6 protein-coding genes are annotated in these 22,525 nt (G+C 40.4%); 2 read left to right on the forward strand and 4 right to left on the reverse strand.

The features are described from left to right. Positions 1–75: 75 nt before the first annotated feature. Positions 76–3,591: a pyruvate:ferredoxin (flavodoxin) oxidoreductase gene (nifJ, locus tag HMPREF1040_RS02250; RefSeq protein WP_007392291.1), complete on the reverse strand. Its 3,516-nt coding sequence runs from the start codon at positions 3,589–3,591 to the stop codon at positions 76–78. A gap of 458 nt (positions 3,592–4,049) precedes the next feature. Here nifJ and HMPREF1040_RS02255 point away from each other — a divergent pair, with 458 nt between their 5' ends. Then, a complete protein-coding gene (locus tag HMPREF1040_RS02255; protein ID WP_007392299.1) occupies positions 4,050–4,961 on the forward strand; it encodes a LysR substrate-binding domain-containing protein in 912 nt (303 codons plus the stop codon). A gap of 112 nt (positions 4,962–5,073) precedes the next feature. Here the strand turns inward: HMPREF1040_RS02255 and HMPREF1040_RS02260 are convergent, their stop codons facing one another. Further along, positions 5,074–6,582, reverse strand: a complete 1,509-nt coding sequence (locus HMPREF1040_RS02260; protein WP_007392287.1) for a phosphoglucomutase — start codon at positions 6,580–6,582, stop codon at positions 5,074–5,076. Positions 6,583–6,658: 76 nt separating this feature from the next. On the opposite strand from HMPREF1040_RS02260, the gene HMPREF1040_RS02265 reads away from it, so the two are divergent. Further along, positions 6,659–7,483, forward strand: a complete 825-nt coding sequence (locus tag HMPREF1040_RS02265) for a Cof-type HAD-IIB family hydrolase (RefSeq protein WP_007392301.1) — start codon at positions 6,659–6,661, stop codon at positions 7,481–7,483. A gap of 161 nt (positions 7,484–7,644) precedes the next feature. Here HMPREF1040_RS02265 and HMPREF1040_RS02270 read toward each other — a convergent pair whose 3' ends face one another. Beyond that, positions 7,645–8,985: a YadA-like family protein gene (locus tag HMPREF1040_RS02270; protein ID WP_007392294.1), complete on the reverse strand. Its 1,341-nt coding sequence runs from the start codon at positions 8,983–8,985 to the stop codon at positions 7,645–7,647. A 475-nt stretch (positions 8,986–9,460) separates the two neighbouring features. After that, a partial coding sequence (locus tag HMPREF1040_RS02275; RefSeq protein WP_007392283.1) for a YadA-like family protein occupies positions 9,461–22,525 on the reverse strand: 13,065 nt, incomplete at its 5' end.

Below are 22,525 nucleotides of genomic sequence, written 5' to 3' on the forward strand. Positions count from 1 at the left end.
TACACGCTCACCATGTCCACAACAAAAAAAACGACTACACGATTATCGTGTAGTCGTTTTTGATAAGCTATATAATTATGCTTCAAATCCCTGTTGGAAACGAACATATGTATCGCGTCTAGCTTTTGCATCTGCTTCTGTCTTAGCATACAAGCCTGCCGCTTCTTCTGGGAAGGATTTTTGTAATGAAGCATACCGTACTTCCCCTTGTAGGAAGTCTTGGAATTTACTATAATCAGGTGTCTTAGAATCAAGATGGAACGGATTCTTACCTTGTGCTTTAAGGTCAGGATTATACCGATAGAGATCCCAATAGCCGCATTCAACAGCCAATTTTTCTTCCAACTGACTCTGACCCATACCTTTGCGAATACCATGGTTGATACATGGAGCATAGCAAATCAATAAGGATGGACCATGATAAGCTTCTGCTTCTGTAAAGGCTTTCATAAGCTGATTCCTATCTGCACCCATAGCAACTTGTGCTACATACACATAACCATAAGAAATAGCCATCATACCCAAATCTTTTTTCTTCGTACGTTTACCGGATGCAGCAAACTGTGCAATCGCTGCCGTTGGTGTAGCTTTAGAGGATTGTCCACCTGTATTAGAATATACTTCTGTATCAAGAACAAGAATGTTTACATCATAATCAGAAGCTAATACATGGTCAACACCGCCGTAACCAATATCGTAAGACCAACCGTCACCACCGATAATCCATTGCGAACGTTTTACAAAGAATTTCTTCTTGCCGAGGAATTCTTCTAAAACAGGCTTACCAGCAGCTTCTTTTTCTAACAATGCCGTTAATTTATCAGCACGTTCACGTGTGCCTTCACCTTCATCCACATTAGCAGCCCAATCGCTCAATGCTTCTTGTAATTCAGGAGAAGCCACTGCCTTTGCTTCATCTACACGATCCACTAAGTCATGACGAACTTTATAAACACCCATGAACATACCGAAACCATATTCAGCAGCATCTTCAAACAAGCTATTTGCCCAAGAAGGACCATGTCCATGTTCGTTCATTGTATACGGTGATACAGGAGCTGATGCACCCCAAATAGAGGAACAACCTGTTGCATTAGCAATCATCATGCGATCACCAAACAATTGTGTTAACAATTTAGCGTACGGAGTTTCACCACAACCTGCACAAGCACCGGAGAATTCAAGTAACGGCGTTTCAAATTGAGAGCCGATAACAGTAGTCTTCTTCTGCGGATTTTCTTTTGGTGTAACCGTTTCCGTTGCATAATACCAAAGATCCATCTTAGCTCGTTCCGAATCTGTATTCGGTACCATCGTCAATGCATTTACCGGACATACATCTACGCAAGATCCACATTCCAAGCAGTCAGCCTGATCGACAACAATGGCAACATCATATTGTTTACCCGAGCGAGCTTTTGGAGCTACCTTATAACCAGCAGGTGCTGCTGCCGTTTCTTCTTTAGTCGTCAAAGACGGACGAATGGTAGCATGCGGACATACGAATGAACATTGCATACAACCAATACACTTTTCAGCATCCCAAGAAGGAACATGCAATGCAGGAGCTGCTTTTTCATATTTGGATGTACCTGAAGGCATCGTACCATCTTCACGTCCTAAGAACGCAGATACAGGCAAATCGTCTCCCACTTGACCAAGCATTGGAGCTGCAACATTTTTGAAGTAATCTGTCGTAGGACGAGATTCAATCACTTCATCTACTGCATCTGCCCATGCTGCAGGATAATGAACTTCCTTAAATTCACCAATACCGGCATCAACAGCTGCCCAGTTCATATCAACAATTTTTTGTCCTTTTTTACCGTAACTCTTTACGATAGAATCTTTCAAGTATTTAACAGCGTCTTCCAAAGGAATAACTTTTGCCAAAGCAAAGAATGCTGCCTGCATGACCATGTTAATACGTGTGCCTAAGCCTAATTTTTGACCAATAGCATCACCATTTAATGTATAGAATTTTACATGATTACGTGCAATATCACGTTTGATTTTTGCCGGCAATTCACGTTCTAATTCTTCTTCTGTCCACGTACAGTTCAACATAAATGTGCCGCCGTCTTTAATTCCTCTTAATAAATCAAAACGATTTACATAGGATTGTCTATGACAGGCAATATAATCAGCGTTCGCAATCAAATAAGGCATTTCAATTGGTTTCGTACCAAAACGCAAGTGAGACATCGTTACGCCGCCGGATTTCTTAGAGTCATATGCAAAATATGCTTGTGCATACAAATCAGTGTGGTCACCAATAATCTTAATAGCCGATTTATTAGCACCAACCGTACCATCGGAACCGAAGCCCCAGAACTTACAGGATGTAAGACCGGTCGTATCCAATGCCATACGAGGTGCACGCGGTAAGCTGAGATTCGTTACATCATCAACGATACCTAACGTAAAGCCGTTCAATGGATGTTCTTTCTTGAGTTCTTCAAATACGCTGAGCATATCTTCCGGTAATACGTCTTTAGAACCCATACCTGCACGACCACCAATAACTTGAATGTCTAATTTTTCTTCTGTTACAAAACCGACAATATCAAGATATAAAGGTTCGCCTAAAGAACCGGGTTCTTTTGTCCGATCGACAACAGCAATTTTCTTTACTGTTTTAGGCAAAACATTGAGCAAATATTTGCTGGAGAATGGACGATACAAATGAACATTGATTGCCCCTACTTTTTCTCCTTTACTTACTAAATATTCAACCGTCTTCTTTGCTACGTCTGACAAGGAGCCCATAGATACGATTACATATTCTGCATCAGGTGCACCTACATAATTAAACGGTTTATAAGTACGTCCCGTAATTTCAGAAATTTTATCCATGTAATCTGCTACGATATCCGGCATAGCATCATAATATTTATTGCTTGCTTCCGTGTGTTGGAAATAAATATCCGGGTTTTCTGCAGTACCACGAATTTCCGGATTATCCGGATTTAATCCACGTTCACGGAATTTTCTGATAGCATCCCAGTCAACTAATTTTTTCAAATTTTCAAAGTCCATTACTTCTACTTTTTGAATTTCATGAGATGTACGGAAACCATCAAAGAAATTAATAAAAGGCAACGAACCTTTAATTGCTGCCAAGTGAGCAATACCGCCGATATCCATTACTTCTTGTACGTTGGATTCGGCCAAAAGACAGCAGCCGGTAGCACGAGCAGACATAACGTCTTGGTGATCGCCAAAAATGCTTAATGCGTGATTAGCTAAAGCACGAGCTGCTACATGAAATACCCCGGGAAGAAGCTCGCCTGCTACTTTATACATCGTTGGAATCATGAGCAAAAAGCCTTGTGATGCCGTATACGTAGACGTCAATGCCCCTGCTTGTAATGATCCGTGAAATGTTCCTGCGGCACCTGCTTCAGATTGCATTTCTACAACCTTTGCGGTGTGCCCAAAAATGTTTTTCATACCTACTGCAGACCAATCATCCACATGTTCAGCCATAGGTGATGACGGCGTGATCGGATAGATAGCTGCAACTTCAGTAAATGCATAGGAGACCCATGCAGCTGCTTCATTACCATCCATGGTTTTAAATTTACTCATAGATAAAACACGCTCCTTCAAAAAATAATAATATGATAATGAAGAGATAACCTCTTACAAGAATGAAGAGATAACCTCTTGCAATGAAACCATTAAGCACATAAACTATATTCAGTCACACTGAATGAATCCCGAACAAATGCCCGCGACTCAAAAAACAATTTGCATTCTACCCCATATGCAAAAAAGTAAAGAATGAGCAATAATTGCTTCTAATATTCAAAAAAGGTATTGCTATTACAGCAAATGTGTAATACTATATACTATAAGATTACCATATTACAAACCTTTACTCTGACCCAATATAGTCAATCTACTTTTTAACTTTCTTCTTACAGTTTCATTATATTCTTTGAGAAGATGAAATTCAATAGATTCGGCTTGCTATTTTGAGAATTGATTTGTGCTATTTAGTAAACATATACCGTATGAGTATCTATTTATACAGGAGGTGTCCTATGGATTTTCATCATCTAAAATACTTTGTGGAAGTAGCTGATAAAAAGTCATTCAGTAAGGCTGCACGCACGTTGCATATTTCACAATCCGCTATTAGTCGTACTATTAAAGCATTAGAAGAAGAACTGGGGGTAGTGCTTTTTATGCGGAATGCAAAGGCCGTAGAATTAACAGATGCGGGAACTATTTTTCTTTCACATGCAAAACGGGTTGTATTTATGTTCGAACATCTAAAGACTGATTTTGAGAATGAGTTTAAATTGGAGCAAGGTACGGTATTAATTGGCCTACCACCCATCACAGGTGCGCCAATTTTTGCCAATTTACTAGGTGCCTTTAAACAAGAATATCCTCAAATCGAATTAGACTTATATGAACACGGTTCAAAAAAAGTAGAGGTCAGCGTCCAAGAAGGTCTTATCGATCTGGGCATTGTTTGTACCCAACCAAAGGAAAAAGAATTTGAATCTTTCTTTTTAACACAAGATCCCATGAATGTTATCATTCATAGAGATAATTCTTTAAGTAAAGAGAAACATATTTCCTTAAAACAATTAGCCTCTGAATCATTAGTATTATACCGCGATGACTTCAATTTACATGATGAAATTATTCAACAATGCAAAAAAATCGGCTTTCAACCCAAAATCGTCTTTGAAACAAGTCAACGTGACCTCATGATTCAAACAGTTGTAGCCAATTTAGGGGTAGCACTACTTCCTAGTCGCCTTTGTCCCACACGTGAAACCAATCCACGTACAACAGAATCAGTGGTCGTCAGACCCTTAACAGATCCGGAAATCATGCATGTTGTCTATGTTATCTGGAAACGTGGTCATTATCTTTCTCATGCAGCACAATTATGGTTAGACTTTGTACGTAATAAATCACGTGTTATTTCCAATCTCTAATCTATAAAAAGCGGTTCTTCTCTTTTACCAAAAGATAAGAACCGCCTTTTTTCAACATATTTTCGTAGTTACGAAATGACGTGCCAATTTACGTACGCAACCACATATACGCCTATGCGTGACATAATATCTGCCGCTTCAAATAGGCAAAGCCATATAATAAAGAATATATTTGTTGAGCCATCGCTTGGCAACCGCCCACTTTTTTACTTTCCAAATTCAAAGGCATTTCTGCATCATGTAACGACATCCGCAATAAAGCCCAGCCCTCAGGAAAAATCAATCGCACGCCTTCATAAGAAGGCGTAGCGATAGAAATATGTTGTTCCCTTGCCCGTTGAGCAAGAACAGCTAATACCAAATTACCATACCCTACGGGATCATCCGTTTCTGTAATAGGCAATCTATATTCCCTGCTTTCTACCGGCTGTTGTAAGCGACTAATATAATGATATAACGTTCTTCCTTCTTGTTTTACCCGTGCGGCCGCAATAACCAATTTAACAGCCAAATACGCACCATCATCTAAATAATAGTTTTCCTTTAACGCTCCATGTCCCGACGTTTCAATAGCTAAAGGGGATATAATACCTTCTTTATTTAGACGCTTGCACTCATTAATTACATTTTTATAGCCGCGCATATACCGATGATGAACTAAACCTAGCTCTTTTTCCAAAAAAACAGTCAATTCATCTGATGTTACGGAATCGGTTACAATGGTACTGCCTGGATATTCAGCGGATAAAATAGCAGCCATCATGGCAATCAACCCATTTCTATTGATTAACTTACCATCCGCAAGCACAGCACTCATGCGATCAACATCCGTATCGAAAATAAAGCCTATATCACAACCGGAACGTATGACCGCTTGTTGAATAGCCTGCATAGCCGTTTCATCCTCCGGATTGGGAACATGATGCGGAAAATATCCATCCGGTTCTAAATATTGACTTCCTTCTATATTAGCCCCTAACGGTGCTAACACGGCGGTCGCAAAAAAACCGCCTGCCCCATTACCGGCATCCACCACCATGTGCATGCCTTGCAAAGGCTGACGCTTTCCACCCAAAGCTGACGTAATGTTATCTCGCAAAAATTGAGCATATCGTTCCATCAAAGGCAATGATTGTACCTTGTCCGAACGTTCTGATGCAAATGAAAGAGATGCGGCCCTACGCAATATGTTTTTAATATCTTCCTTTTCTAATCCCCCTTCTCTGGTAAAAAACTTTAATCCATTGCGATTATACGGTAAATGACTCGCCGTAATCATAATCGCACCATCCATCGCAATATCCGGAAAAACCGTACTCATAAACATAGCCGGCGTTGATGCCATACCGCATGTAAACACAGAAACCCCCTGTTTTTGCAACCCAACTACGGCTGCTTGCATCAAGTCCTGTGCGGAAAGCCGCGAATCATGCCCAATAGCCAGATGAATATCTGTTACCGCTTTATGTAAACGCATGCCAATCCATTCAGCAAAGGCTGCACTTATCCGTTGTACTACATCAGACGTTAAATTAACGTCTTCTCCCTCTACACCTTCTAATGCAATCCCACGAATATCACTACCATTCTGCAACTTCAAAAATTCATGTATCGTATTCATTACGTATCCTCCTAAATTTCCTACTACGTACTTATAGTACGTGAAAACACAAGAAAATACAAGAAAGGAATATACTATGAAACCTTATAAACTAATTGCTTGTGATATGGATGAAACACTATTAAGTAGCGATGCATCCATTTGTCAACGTAATATCACCGCTATCAAAAAAGCACTCCACAAGGGCATCTATTTTGTGCCTTGCACAGGACGTGGTTTTCACTCCATTGATCCTATACTAAAAACGCTTCACTTATACGGGCAGAAAAATCAATATGTCATTTCCTTTAATGGCAGTTGTATTACAGAAAACAAAGATTTTTCCTCTTCTTATTGGCTTCCCTTAGCCTTCGATCTTGCTAATGAAATATACCGTTTCTGTACTAAATATTCATTATGTCAACATATTTACACGAAAAATAATGTATATATCCGAAACATTACCCCCGCTGAAAAAGCATTTTTACATAATCGGATGACCTATACCTTAACCGATGAAGTAGACTTACAATTTCTGCGTGGAAAAGAGGAAATTGCCAAACTAATCATTACCCATACGGATACGGCTGTACTCCGCTCCATTGTAAACGAAATGGCTTCATTACTACACAATGTAACTACCACCTATTCTAGCAATCGCTATTTAGAATTCATGCCCGCCGGTGTAAACAAGGGTAATGGACTGGTAAAACTAGCCGAATTATTACATATTGCACCAGAACATACCATGGCCATAGGCGATAACATCAATGATATTGAAATGCTGCAAGCCGCCGGGCTTGCCGTTGGTGTCCACAATTTAAACCCGGCTATACGTACATATTGCGATGTAATAACCCACGCTACTAATAACGAAGGTGCCGTTGCAGAAGCCATTGAACGATTTATCCTTACCCCCTGAGTACGAGTACAAAATGTGCTAACTAAAAGCGATTTGCCAAAAGCCCCTACAAAACGACAAAAACAAACGTCATGGAACCCATTAAAGACGCAGAAACATAAAACTAAATAAAAAGCACGCTTTTTAAAAGCGTGCTTTTTTATTATAGATAAAGATAGAAATTATCTATTTTTCAATGCTTCTATTTCTTGTCTCTGACGAGCTATTTCATCTTGCAATTTACCAACAATGTCATAGAACTCAGTCGCAGAAATCATTCCTTCCGCTGCACCCGACATTTCCTTATGCCCGGAACGACCCACACGGATAGATGCCCCAACTGTATACGCATCATCACCACCGGATACCGTTCCTGCAAAACTCAAGAGCACATGCCGATTCGGTTGGAAGAAAGCTCCCATAGCGATGGCATTTTCACTTTTATAATGCCCCGTAGCCACAGAAATATTCCACTTGCTCGCTGCATCATATCCCAAGGGATGAAGACCGGACAAAGCAGTCACCTTTGCCAACCCTTTATTCGTATGCCCTTCCATGCTTGCCAATTTATCGCCAAAAGTTTTTTCCACTTCCTTGATCCGCGCTTCCGGATTACCCAATTTCGTCACCTTTTCATCTACAGTCCTAATCGTCGCTGCCAAATCCGTTTTTGTGTTATCAATCTTATGATCCAACGCATCTGCCTTGTCGGAAACAGTCTTCACTTTTTCATCTATTCCATCTACTCGTGTATCCGTTTCCTTTTTTGCCTGCCGTAACTGTTCTGCAATGCCTTCTTGAAAATCTTTATTCCCGTCTTTTATTTGGGTAATCTCTTCATTGTGCCTTTTCACGGTATTATCAATCTGTGTTACTTTTGTCTCTAAATCACCGACCTTGTTAACCTTCTGCTTTAAATCAATAATATCCGCTTTATTTTGAACTGCATTCTCTGCATTTGTTTTAACGGTATCATAATCTTGAAGATCTTTTTCTAACTTATCCGTCTTATCTTTATATGTAGTTAAATCTTTTTCTATATTTTTCACTTTTCCATCTAGGGCAGTTACTTTTCCATCTACATCATTTGCTTTATTAAGTGCTTCCTCTGCTTTCTGCTTTGCTTCCTTAGCATTCTTATCTACTCCTTGCCCCACTTGACGAAAAGCTTCTGCCTGTGTATTCAAATTTTTCTCGGCATCCGCTACTTTCTGTTCAGCCGTTGACACCTTCTGCTTTAAATCAATAATATCCGTTTTATTTTGAACTGCATTCGCTGCATTTGTTTTAACGGTATCATAATCTTGAAGATCTTTTTCTAACTTATCCGTCTTATCTTTATATTTAGTTAAATCGTTTTCCATATGTTGCACTTTTCCATCTAGGGCAGTTACTTGCCCAAGTGCTTTCGCTGCATTATCCTTAGCCTCTTGTATATCAGATGCCTGATCTGCCATAACACCGCTGCTTACCAATGACGCCAATAATGCACTTACTAAAATCGCCTTCTTTCTCATTTTCATTCTCGTTTCCTCCATTGAATTAATTATATTTATTGCGAGATGTTTTTAATATTACCATAAGGAGGGTATAAAGTCAATATACTTCTATTCAAATAAAATATTGTGTTCTATGTCCTCTTTCTGTAATTAAACATAGTTAAATAATTATATACAACTAAATCATATCAATTTATATTTTATTTTCACAAAATGCCGCTAATACCTACCTCTACACTTATTATTTCTCCATCGCCGAAAATAACAACCGGCAAAAGCAACTATCGAATTGTTTATAAAAATCACCCTAATAAGGGTAATATCATATGGTAAATCTCAATCAACTATTCTACCATGTTTTACTTCCTCGATTATTTTTTCTGCCTTTTCATTCCTACCATAAAGGATGTACATCAACGCTATATACCTGCAAATATCTGCACCGAACACACAAAAAAACAGCGAGGCTGTAACTTGCCTCGCTGTTTCATCAGTATGATTAGGAATTAACCTGAGATTGTTTCGTATCTGGTACGTCATTAACGCGAACCCGATTAATCATATCGCCTTGTACATCACTTCTTAAGCGGTCTACGCGAATGCGTACATCTCTCACCTCTCTTATTTCATTTTCAAACTCGCTCAACGCTCTATCCATCGTATCATCGACAGCTGCCCCCTTCTTCAAGGCCGTATAAAGTAATTGAGCTATTTCATGACGTGTAAATTGTTTTTTATTCGCCATATCTTGGAATGCTCCGAGAAGCTCCTTCGCCTGCAACGTTTTAATGTAATGATATACCCAATGATTTTCCGGTACATCTGGATACATAGCAGGTGTATACAACGATTCTTTCGGTGCACCTACTTTCGTAAGCACTTGATTCATCTTTTCTTCCATACCGTCTAATCGTGTTTTCAACGCTTTATTTTCTTTGCGTAAATCCAAGATTTCTTTAGCCATAGCAATGCGCGAATTGGTAATGTTATTATTACCTCGTCCCATTTTAAGGCTTACACCAATGTTAAACATATTATTATCATTGCCTAATGTACCGCCAACGCTAACCATAGAGCTTTCACTTGGTCTATAATATGCTCCTAGTGCAAACGCACCATTGCCACTATAACTACCATAAGCCGCAGAAAAATCCCATTTATCATCGGGGTCAAAATCAAGCGGATGAAGTCCTGCTAAGGCACTCGCGCCAGCCCCTACACGATTTATATGAGCTCCTAAGAGTGTAACCCGCATTTCTGTACCAAAGAGTTGTGCCCCATTAACAGCGTCTTGGCTATTTGCGGCAATAACGCCCGGTGCGACATGATGAATAGCTTTACCGCCGGCATCGATACCTGCTTTGGTCACAGCCGGTCCATTCTTGATAGTAAGACCCGTTTCATTCAAGGTCACATCACCCATCTTCATGGATTTAGTTTCGATGGTATCCGCTTTAAGTGTCTTCGTTTCTACCCGTTCGAGGTTCTTCAACTCTTTAGCCAGTTTCACCGTCATCTTACCGTTTGCCTTGTCTGTGACAACTCCGATATTACCATCAGAAAGCTTGGTAGCATCTTTCACTCCGCCTTCAATGGAAAGGGTTTCGTTCAATTTACGATTGACTACATCACCGCTGTCACCGGCAAACTTCATACCGTCATTCATCGTTGCCAATTCATTGACTTTATCGCCATCTTTGACAACAATACGTGTTTCTCCATCTTTGCCGTCAACACCGACTTTGCCATCTCTCGTAGTAATTTGAACTGTATTTTTACCGTCTTTACCTTTCATGCCGATAGAACCGTCTTGACCGTTCAACGTAACACTATTACCGTCTTTACCGGTAACACCCATCTTGCCGTTTTTACCGTCAAGGGAAATAGTGTTTTTCTTACCATCTTTATCAGTAGCACCGTTAATAGTCGTAGTACCGTCTTTACCGTTGATGATAACAGATGCACCGTCTTTGCCATCAGCACCTTTTGGCCCTTGAGCTCCGATTGTGCCATCTTTCGCGTTCATGGTAACCGTTGTACCATCTGCACCTTTACCGCCGATGGTACCATCTTTACCATTCATAGTAACCGTTGTACCATCAGTGCCTTTAGCACCAACAGTGCCGTCTTTACCATTCATAGTAACCGTTGTACCGTCTTTACCTTTAGTTTCAACGATACCATCCTTACCATTCATGGTAATGGATTCTCCATCTTTGCCATTAACAACTAATTTACCATCTTTTTCACCTTTTTTACCGATTTCGATATTATCTTTCATCGCATAGGTAATCTTCTTGGTATCTTTGTCAATAGTAGCAATCAAACCATTGCCGGCGGCAAATTCTACGGTTTCTTTCTTATCCTTACCTAAGGCAACATTAGCTCTGTTTTTCGGTGTATCTTCGCCTACCAATACATCAAAACCTTGGTTTGTCTTGTAAAGTTGACCGCCGTTTACAGCTTCTTTTGAATCTTTACTAATATCACCATCTGCAATAGATGTTAGCTTATTACCGCCATTATCCAATCCTTTGTCAGTTAAAGAAACAGTATTTTTATCTTTTGCCTGAATAGTAATACCGCCCTTATTAATAACAGTCGTGTTACCTTTTCCGTCAGTGGTTGTTACCCCATCCACGGTGGTAGTAGTGGTATTCCCTTTTCCATCGGTAGTTGTTACGCCGGTAGCGTTTGTAGTAGTTGTATTCCCCTTATTATCGGTTGTAGTTGTGCCAGCACCGGTCATATTGGTCGTATTACCTTGATCGTCCTTCGTTTCTACACTTGTCAAGTCTTTCAAGTCTTTTGCCAATTTAACTGACATCTTGCCATTTGCTGCATCGGTTACTACGCCGATATTCTTATCAGATAATTTTGTTGTATCTGCACCACCTTCAATGGAAAGGGTTTCATTCAATTTACGGTTGACTACATCGCCACTATCACCCTTGAATTTCAAGCCGTCATTCATGGTAGCTAATTCATTGACTTTATCGCCTTCTTTGACAACAACACGTGTTGTTCCATCAGTACCATCTATGCCGACTTTACCTTCTTGCGTGCCTATGGTGACTTTATTTTTACCGTCTTTACCGTTCATATCGATAGTGCCGTCTTTACCATTTAATACAACCGCACTGCCATCAGCACCTTTTGCACCGACAGTACCGGCGTCTGCATTCATTTCAAACGCATTGCCGCTCTTACCATCGCCACGAACACTACCATCTTTACCATTCAAGGCTATCTGATTTTTCTTACCCTTATCATCAGTAGCACTCGCTAATGTCAACTGACCATCTTTGCCATTCATAGTAACCGTGGTACCATCTTTACCTTTAGTTTCAACGATACCATCTTTGCCATCGACAGTTACAGAATTACCGGCTTTACCGGTAACAGTGAACTTCCCGTCCTTACCATCATCTTGACCGGCACTATTCTTTTTACCCAAGGTGATGTCATCTTTCAAGGATACTTTGAACGGATCGTCTGCCTTACCGGAACCGGATACAGCTATATTATCACTACCTTCTAACCTCGTACGATTCTTCTCTATTTCATCTTTCAACTGTCTAACATTTACTGCATCTGTATCGTTGACACCGGTGGCTACGCCGGTAATCGTCTTACCACCATTGTTAAGGCCATCTTTCGTTAAGGAAATCACGTCTTGTCCTGCGTGAGTAATCGTCATGCCATCCTTGTTAATAACCGTCTTATTACCATCTTTATCGGCTACTGTTATATCTTTGGCTGTCGATACATTTGTATTCTTATCTTTATCTTCTGTTGTCACGCCGGTAGCACTCACTGTAGTCTGATTGCCATCCTTATCCTTTGTTACAACACCGGTTGCGGTAGTAGATGTTTCATGTTCATCCTTATCTTTTACAACTGTACCTGTTGCAGTTAGGCTTGTTTCATTCTTATCTTTGTCTTTCGCAACTACACCAGACGCCGTAGTATTTGTCACATGTCCGGCAGCATCCGTATTAGTCATGCCGGTAGCTGTTGTCGCAGTAATATTACCCTTATCATCTTTTGTAGTAACACCGGCACCGGTCATATTGGTCGTATTGCCTTGATCGTCCTTCGTTTCTACACTTGTCAAGTCTTTCAAGTCTTTTGCCAATTTAACTAGCATCTTGCCATTTGCTGCATCGGTTACTACGCCGATATTCTTATCAGATAATTTTGTTGTATCTGCACCACCTTCAATGGAAAGGGTTTCATTCAATTTACGGTTGACTACATCACCACTGTCACCCTTGAATTTCAAGCCGTCATTCATGGTAGCTAATTCATTGACTTTATCGCCTTCTTTTACAACAACGCGAGTTGTTCCATCAGTACCATCTATGCCAACTTTACCTTCTTGCGTGCCTATGGTGACTTTATTTTTACCGTCTTTACCGTTCATATCGATAGTGCCGTCTTTACCGTTTAATACAACCGCACTGCCATCAGCACCTTTTGCACCGACCGTACCGGCATCTGCATTCATTTCAAACGCATTGCCGCTCTTACCATCGCCGCGAACACTACCATCTTTACCATTCAAGGCTATCTGATTTTTCTTACCCTTATCATCAGTAGCACTCGCTAATGTCAGCTTACCATCTTTACCATTCATAGTAACCGTGGTGCCATCTTTACCTTTAGTTTCAACGATACCATCTTTGCCATCGACAGTTACAGAATTACCGGCTTTACCGGTAACAGTGAACTTACCGTCCTTACCATCATCTTGACCGGCACTATTTGTATGACCTAAGGTGATGTCATCTTTCATAGCATAGGTAATTTCTTTGCCGTTTCGTGTAATTTCAAGTCCGTTACCTGCTAAGAATCCAAAGGCTTCTTTTTCATCTTTTCCAAGGGCAATGTTAAAGGTATTTTCATTGGTTTTTTCTTTGATATACACATCAAAACCGGCATTGCTCTTCTTGAATTTTTCATCCACTGCATTTTCTACATCTTGAATTTGTCCTTGTGTAGCTGCCTTAGATACATCGAAATCAGTACCTCTTTGTTCCTTAGCCGGCCATGTTACATTGGAAAGTCCCGTAATGAAATTATTTTTTCCATCCTTCAAGAATGTCATAGTCGTCAAATCTTTAATCGTACGTCCAACACCGTCAATCGTCATCGGATTGGTCTTATCCTGACTATTAAAGGTAATACTTTCCATGTCAGAAAGTTTCTTAGCTAAACGAATCTTCATCTTCGCATTCTTACCGTTTTGATCGTCTACGATGGATTCAACGCCAATGTTGTTGTCAGTTAAGTTCTTAACTACATCGTCTTCTTTTTCAGCTTTCACACCGCCAACAATATTGATTTGGTTGTTTAATTTTACACCTACAGTAGTGCCACTATCACCCATGAATTTCAAGCCATCGTCCATCGTAGCCAATGCATGAGGAATATTGCCTTCTTTCATCAAAAGACGTGTGGAACTACCTTGACCATCAACCCCAACTTGTCCTTTTTCTGTTGTCAAATCGATAGCCTTATCACTGCCTGCGCCTTTAATGCGAACAAATCCTTCACCATGTAAAGTGACTCCATTGTTTTCTTTGCCAATAACTCCCATAGTGCCATCATGGCTCTTGAGGAATACTTCATTCTTCTTACCATTTTCATCGGTTGTTTCAATGATAACTTCACCATTTTTTCCATCCATAGTCATCTTTTCACCGGTCGTTCCATGGATAGTGATCTTACCGTTTACACCGGGCTTATCGGCAGTCTTTGCTTCACCCAATTCAATTTCATCATTTAACCGATAGGATACTTTCTTGGATGCCTTATCAAGTGAAGCTGACAAGTTCTTACCGGCATCAAATTTAACCGTTTCTTTCTTATCTTGTCCAAGTGCTACATTAGCTCGATTAGCTTCTGTATCTTCACCAACTAAAATATCAAAACCTTGGTTGGTCTTGTGGAGTTGACTACCGTTTACAGCGTCTTTACTATTTTCAGAAACATCACCAGCTTTTACATTCTTGATAACGGTACCATTCGTATCTCCACCTAAGGTAATGGAGTTTTTATTTACAGAGCCGTCTGTGTTTTTATCATATTTAACCGCAAATTTATCTGTATCGTTTGCTTTATCCAACACTTGTTTCAACTGTCCCTGGCTCGCTGCTTGATCAGCTTTCAGATCTTTCAAATTAGTTGGCAAGCTTGTATTGGAAAGTCCCGTAATTACTTTATTGGTACCATCTACTACGATGCTATCCTTGTTATCTGGTGTTTTGAAAGTCATCTTCGTAATGTTATCAATAGTTTTTTGAGTGCCATCAATCTTCATGGCTGTATCGCCGGCGCCGAAGGTAATACTGTCCAAACCTTTAAGCTCTTTCGCTAAGCGAAGTGTTAATGTCTTTTGACCATCAGCGATGACACCAATGTTATTATCTTGACTCAGTTTTACATTATCTGTAATTCCGCCGGTAACGGTAAGTTTTTGATTTAACTTCAGTTTATTTTCAGCACCGATATCACCGGCAAATTGCATGCCATCATTCATAGTGGCTAATTCGTGCGTCTTCGTGCCTTCTTTGACAACAAGACGTGTGTCTCCATCTTTACCGTCAACGCCGACTTTGCCATCTTTTGTGGTAATTTGTACTTTATTTGTACCGTCTTTACCCTTCATATCGATAGAACCGTCTTGGCCGTTCAACGTAACGCTATTGCCGTCTTTGCCGGTAACGCCCATCTTGCCGTCTTTACCGTCAAGAGCGATAACATTTTTCTTATCCTGATCATCGGTAGCACCAGTAATCGTTGTAATACCATCTTTACCGTTGATCGTAACAGACGCGCCATCTTTGCCATTAGCACCTTTTGGTCCTTTCGCACCAATTGTGCCCTCTTTACCGTTCATAGTAACAGTTGTACCATCTGTGCCTTTAGCGCCCACTGTACCATCCTTACCATTTACTGTAACGGTTGTGCCATCTTTCGCCTTGCTTTCAATCTTACCATCTTTACCATCAATAGTAACCTTTTCACCGGCTTTACCATTTACAGTAACCTTGCCATCTTTGCCAGCTTGTCCAGGTTGTCCTTCTTTGCCGACTTCAATGTCATCTTTCAAGGAGTAGATAACTTTCTTATTATCCTTATCCAAAGTAACATCAAGGCTATTGCCTGCAGCAAATTCGACAGTTTCTTTCTTATCTTTACCTAAGGCAACGTTGGCTCTGTTATCGGCTGTATCTTGACCTACCAAAATATCAAAACCTTGATTTGTCTTGTACAATTGACTACCGTTGACAGCTTCCTTACTATCTTTGGAGAGATCTCCAGCTTTTACATTCTTGATAACGGTACCATTCGTATCGCCACCTAAGGTAATGGAGTTTTTATTTACAGAGCCGTCTGTGTTTTTATCATATTTAACAGCAAATTTATCTGTATCATTTGCTTTATCCAACACTTGTTTCAATTGTCCTTGGCTTGCTGCCTGATCGGCTTTCAAGTCTTTCAAGTCAGTTGGCAATTTTGTATTGGAAAGTCCGGTAATTACCTTATTTTCTCCATCTACGGTAACACTATCGGTACTACCATCTTTACCGAAGGTCATTTTCTTGATATTTTCGATAGTCTTCGCATTGCCGTCAATCTTCATGGGTGTCGTTTTATCCTGACTATTAAAGGTAATGCTTTCCAAATCGGAAAGATTCTTCGCTAAGCGTACAACGAGTTTTGCGTTCTTTCCGTTTTCGTTATCTACCATGGATTCAACGCCGATATTATTATCTGTCAAATTCGTGACTTTATTACCATCTTTTGCCGCAGCCACGCCGCCAACGATGTTTACTTGGTTATTCAATTTCACGCCGGTCACAGTACCGCTGTCGCCCATAAATTTCAAGCCATCGTTCATGGTAGCCAATTCATTATTCTTGGTACCATCTTTCACGATAATTCTAGTTTCGCCATCATTGCCGTCAAGACCTACTTTTCCATTTCCGGTAGTAATATCTACCTTGTTCTTACCATCTTTACCTTTGATACCGATGGAACCATCTTTACCATTCAAAGTAACGCTATTGCCATCTTTACCATCAGCACCTGTTGGTCCTTGAACGCCAATAGTACCATCTTTACCACTCAAAGTAACGCTATTCGACTTACCATCAGCACCTTTTGGTCCTTGAATTCCAATTTCGCCATTTTTACCCTTGATAGTAACCGATTCGCCGTCTTTACCATTGACAGTGATTTTACCATCCTTACCATTGTCTCCAGCTTTACCAATTGAAACGTCATCTTGTAAGGAGTAGGTAATCTTCTTACCATCGCGTGTAATAGCAAGGCCGTTTCCTGCATCAAAACCGAAGGCATCTTTGTCATCTGCCCCTAAACCTACGTTAAATTTATTGGTATCGGTATTTTCTTTGATATATACATCAAAGCCTTGGTTAGTCTTGTACAATTGACTGCCATTGACAGCTTCTTTACTATTTTCAGAAACATCACCGGCTTTTACATTCTTGATAACGGTACCATTGGTATCTCCACCTAAGGTAATGGAGTTTTTATTTACAGAACCGTCTGTGTTTTTATCATATTTAACAGCAAATTTATCTGTATCGTTTGCTTTATCCAACACTTGTTTCAACTGTCCTTGGCTTGCTGCTTGATCAGCTTTCAGATCTTTCAAATTAGTTGGCAAGCTTGTATTGGAAAGTCCAGTAATCACTTTATCAGTACCATCTACTACGATGCTATCCTTATTATCTGTTGTTTTGAAAGTCATCTTCGTAATGTTATCAATAGTTTTTTGAGTGCCATCAATCTTCATGGCTGTATCGCCGGCGCCGAAGGTAATGCTGTCCAAACCTTTGATTGCTTTAGCCAAACGGAGTGTCAATGTAGACGTGCCGTCTGCAATAACACCGATGTTATTATCTTGACTCAGTTTTGCATTATCTGTAATTCCGCCGGTAACGGTAAGTTTTTGATTTAACTTCAGTTTATTTTCAGCACCAATATCACCGGCAAATTGCATACCGTCATTCATCGTTGCCAATTCGTGCGTCTTCGTACCTTCTTTGACAACAAGACGTGTTTCTCCATCTTTACCGTCAACGCCGACTTTGCCATCTTTTGTGGTAATTTGTACTTTATTTGTACCGTCTTTACCCTTCATATCGATAGAACCGTCTTGGCCGTTCAACGTAACGCTATTGCCGTCTTTGCCGGTAATGCCCATCTTGCCGTCTTTACCGTCAAGAGCGATAACATTTTTATGATCCTTATCATCGGTAGCACCGGTAATCGTTGTAACTCCATCTTTACCGTTGATAGTAACAGACGCGCCATCTTTACCATTAGCACCTTTTGGTCCTTTCGCACCAATTGTACCGTCTTTCGCGTTCATGGTAACAGTTGTGCCGTCTGCACCTTTACCACCGATTGTGCCATCTTTGCCATTCATAGTAACGCTTGTACCATCTGCACCTTTGGCACCCACTGTACCATCCTTACCATTTACTGTAACAGTTGTGCCATCTTTCGTCTTGCTTTCAATCTTACCATCTTTACCGTCAATAGTGACTTTTTCACCATCTTTACCATTGACAGTCACCTTGCCATCTTTACCAGCCTGTCCAGGTTGTCCTTCTTTGCCGACTTCGATGTCATCTTTCAAGGAATAGATAACTTTCTTATTATCCTTATCCAAAGTAACATCAAGACTATTACCTGCGGCAAATTCAACCGTTTCCTTATTGGCTTTGCCTAACGCAACGTTGGCTCTGTTATCGGCGGTATCTTGACCTACCAAAATATCAAAACCTTGGTTGGTCTTGTAGAGTTGACTACCGTTTACAGCTTCTTTGCTAGTACTAGATACATCGCCAGCTTTTACATTCTTGATAACGGTACCATTTGTATCGCCACCTAAGGTAATGGAGTTTTTATTTACAGAGCCGTCTGTGTTTTTATCATATTTAACAGCAAATTTATCTGTATCGTTTGCTTTATCCAACACTTGTTTCAACTGTCCTTGGCTCGCTGCCTGATCCGCTTTCATTTTAGTCAAATCAGTTGGCAATTTTGTATTGGAAAGTCCGGTAATTACCTTTTGTTCGCCATCTACGGTAACACTATCGGTACTACCATCTTTACCGAAGGTCATTTTCTTGATATTTTCGATAGTCTTCGCATTGCCGTCAATCTTCATGGGTGTCGTTTTATCCTGACTATTAAAGGTAATGCTTTCCAAATCGGAAAGATTCTTCGCTAAGCGTACAACGAGTTTTGCGTTCTTTCCGTTTTCGTTATCCACCATGGATTCAACGCCGATATTATTATCTGTCAAATTCGTGACTTTATTACCATCTTTTTCCGCAGCCACGCCACCAACGATGTTTACTTGGTTATTCAATTTCACGCCGGTTACAGTACCGCTGTCGCCCATAAATTTCAAGCCATCGTTCATAGTAGCCAATTCATTGTTCTGGTTACCATCTTTAACGATAATTCTAGTTTCGCCATCATTACCGTCAAGACCTACTTTACCATTTCCGGTGGTAATATCTACCTTGTTCTTACCATCTTTACCTTTGATACCGATGGATCCGTCTTGACCATTCAACGTAACACTGTTGCCATCCTTACCTTTGGTTTCAATAGTGCCGTCTTTACCGGAAATAGTAACGGTATTGGCCTTACCATCATCACCTGCTTGTCCCTTAACGCCGATTTCACCGTTCTTACCGTTGATAGTAACCGATTCACCGTCTTTACCGTTAACAGTCACTTTGCCGTCCTTACCATCTTGTCCAGCTTTACCAATTGAAACGTCATCTTGTAAGGCGTAGCTAATCTTCTTACCAGTACGTGTAATCGCAAGGCCGTTTCCGGCATCAAAACCGAAGGCATCTTTTTCATCTGCCCCTAAGCCTACATTAAAGGTATTATCTGTCGTCTTATCTTTGATATATACGTCAAAGCCTTGGTTGGTCTTGTAGAGTTGACTACCGTTGACAGCTTCTTTGCTGGTACTAGATACATCACCAGCTTTTACATTCTTAATAACTGTACCATCATTACCGCCTTCTAAGGTAATGCTACTTGTATCAACAGTACCATCTGTTTTTTTATCATACTTCACAGCATTATCCAAAACTTCTTTTAATTGGCCTTGGCTCGCTGCTTGATCCGCCTTCATGGTGGTCATATCTTTTGGCAATGTAGTATTGGAAAGTCCCGTAATTACTTTATCGGTACCATCAACTACGATGCTATCCTTATTATCTGGTGTTTTGAAAGTCATCTTCGTAATGTTATTGATAGTTTTTTGAGTGCCATCAATCTTCATCGCTGTATCGCCAGCACCGAAGGTAATGCCATCTAAGCCTTTAAGCTCTTTCGCTAAGCGAAGAATTAACCCTTTAGCACCATTTGCTTCAACACCAATGTTGTCATCTTGACTCAACTTAGCTTTATCAGTGATACCACCAGTGACAGCAAGTTGTTCATTCAATTTCAACTTATCTTCAGTGCCAAAGTCACCCATGAACTTCATACCATCATTCATAGTGGCTAATTCGTTAGTTTTATCGCCATCCTTAACGACAATTCTAGTCGTACCATCTTGGCCATCAACACCAACAGTGCCATCTTTTGTAGTAATATTGACAGCATTCTTACCGTCTTTACCCTTCATGTCGATGGAACCATCTTGGCCATTTAATGTAACACTGTTACCGTCTTTGCCGGTAACGCCCATCTTGCCGTCTTTACCGTCAAGAGCGATGACATTTTTATGATCCTTATCATCGGTAGCACCGGTAATCGTTGTAATTCCATCTTTACCGTTGATAGTAACAGACGCGCCATCTTTACCGTTAGCACCTTTTGGTCCTTGGGCTCCGATTGTGCCATCTTTAGCATTCATGGTAACAGTTGTACCATCTGCGCCTTTACCGCCGATTGTACCATCTTTACCGTTCATGGTAACAGTTGTACCATCTGTGCCTTTAGCACCCACAGTACCATCCTTACCATTTACTGTAACGGTTGTACCGTCTGCGCCTGTAGCTCCAATTGTACCATCTTTACCATTCATAGTAACAGTTGTACCGTCTGCACCTGTAGCACCTACAGTACCATCCTTACCATTTACTGTAACGGTTGTACCATCTTTCGCCTTGCTTTCAATCTTACCATCTTTACCATCAATAGTAACCTTTTCACCGTCTTTACCATTTACAGTAACCTTGCCATCTTTGCCAGCTTGTCCAGGTTGTCCTTCTTTGCCAACTGTGATGTCATCTTTCAAGGAATAGGTTACTTTCTTAGCATTCTTGTCCAATGTAACTTCAAGGCTATTGCCTGCTGCAAATTCAACAGTTTCCTTATTGTCTTTGCCTAACGCAACGTTGGCTCTGTTATCAGCTGTATCTTGACCTACCAAAATATCGAAACCTTGGTTTGTCTTGTACAATTGACTACCATTGATAGCTTCTTTACTGTTTTCAGACACATCGCCAGCTTTTACATTCTTGATAACTGTGCCATTTGTATCGCCACCTAAGGTAATAGAGTTTTTGTCGACTTCACCAGTATCTTTCTTATCATACTTAACAGAGAAATCATCGGTAGCAGTTGCTTTATCTAAGACTTCCTTCAATTGACCTTGGCTCGCTGCTTGATCCGCTTTCAAATCTTTCAAATCTGTTGGCAATTTTGTATTGGAAAGTCCGGTAATTACCTTCTTTTCTCCATCTACGATAACACTATCAGTACTACCATCTTTACCGAATGTCATTTTCTTGATGTTTTCGATAGTCTTAGCGTCGCCATCAATCTTCATTGGATTTGTTTTATCTTTACTGTTAAAGGTAATGCTTTCCAAGTCAGAAAGATTCTTCGCCAAACGGATCTTCATCTTCGCATTCGTTCCGTCTGCTTCATCAGCAATAGATTCTACACCAATATTATTGTCGGTCAAGTTGGTGATGGTTTCATGATCTCTAACAATTTTAGCGCCGCCAACGATATTTACTTGCTTATTCAATTTAACGCCAATAGCATTGCCATCATCGCCTTGGAATTTCAAGCCATCATTCATGGTTGCCAATTCATTGTTCTTATTACCATCTTTAACGATAATACGGGTTTCTCCATCCGTACCGTCAAGGCCCACTTTTCCATTTCCAGTGGTAATGTCTACTTTATGCTCACCATCTTTGCCTTTGATACCGATGGAACCATCTTTACCATTCAAAGTAACGCTGTTCGACTTACCATCAGCACCTGTTGGTCCTTGAACGCCAATAGTGCCATCTTTACCACTCAAAGTAACGCTATTCGACTTACCATCAGCACCTTTTGGTCCTTGAATTCCAATTTCGCCATTTTTTCCCTTGACAGTAACCGATTCGCCGTCTTTACCATTGACAGTGATTTTACCGTCCTTACCATCGTTGCCTTCTTTCCCGACTTCGATGTCATCTTTCAGTGCATACGTAATCTTCTTACCGTTTTTGCTGATTTCAAGACCGTTTCCGGCATCAAAACCGAAGGT

Source organism: Megasphaera sp. UPII 135-E, from assembly GCF_000221545.1.
Lineage (GTDB): Bacteria > Bacillota > Negativicutes > Veillonellales > Megasphaeraceae > Megasphaera > Megasphaera hutchinsoni.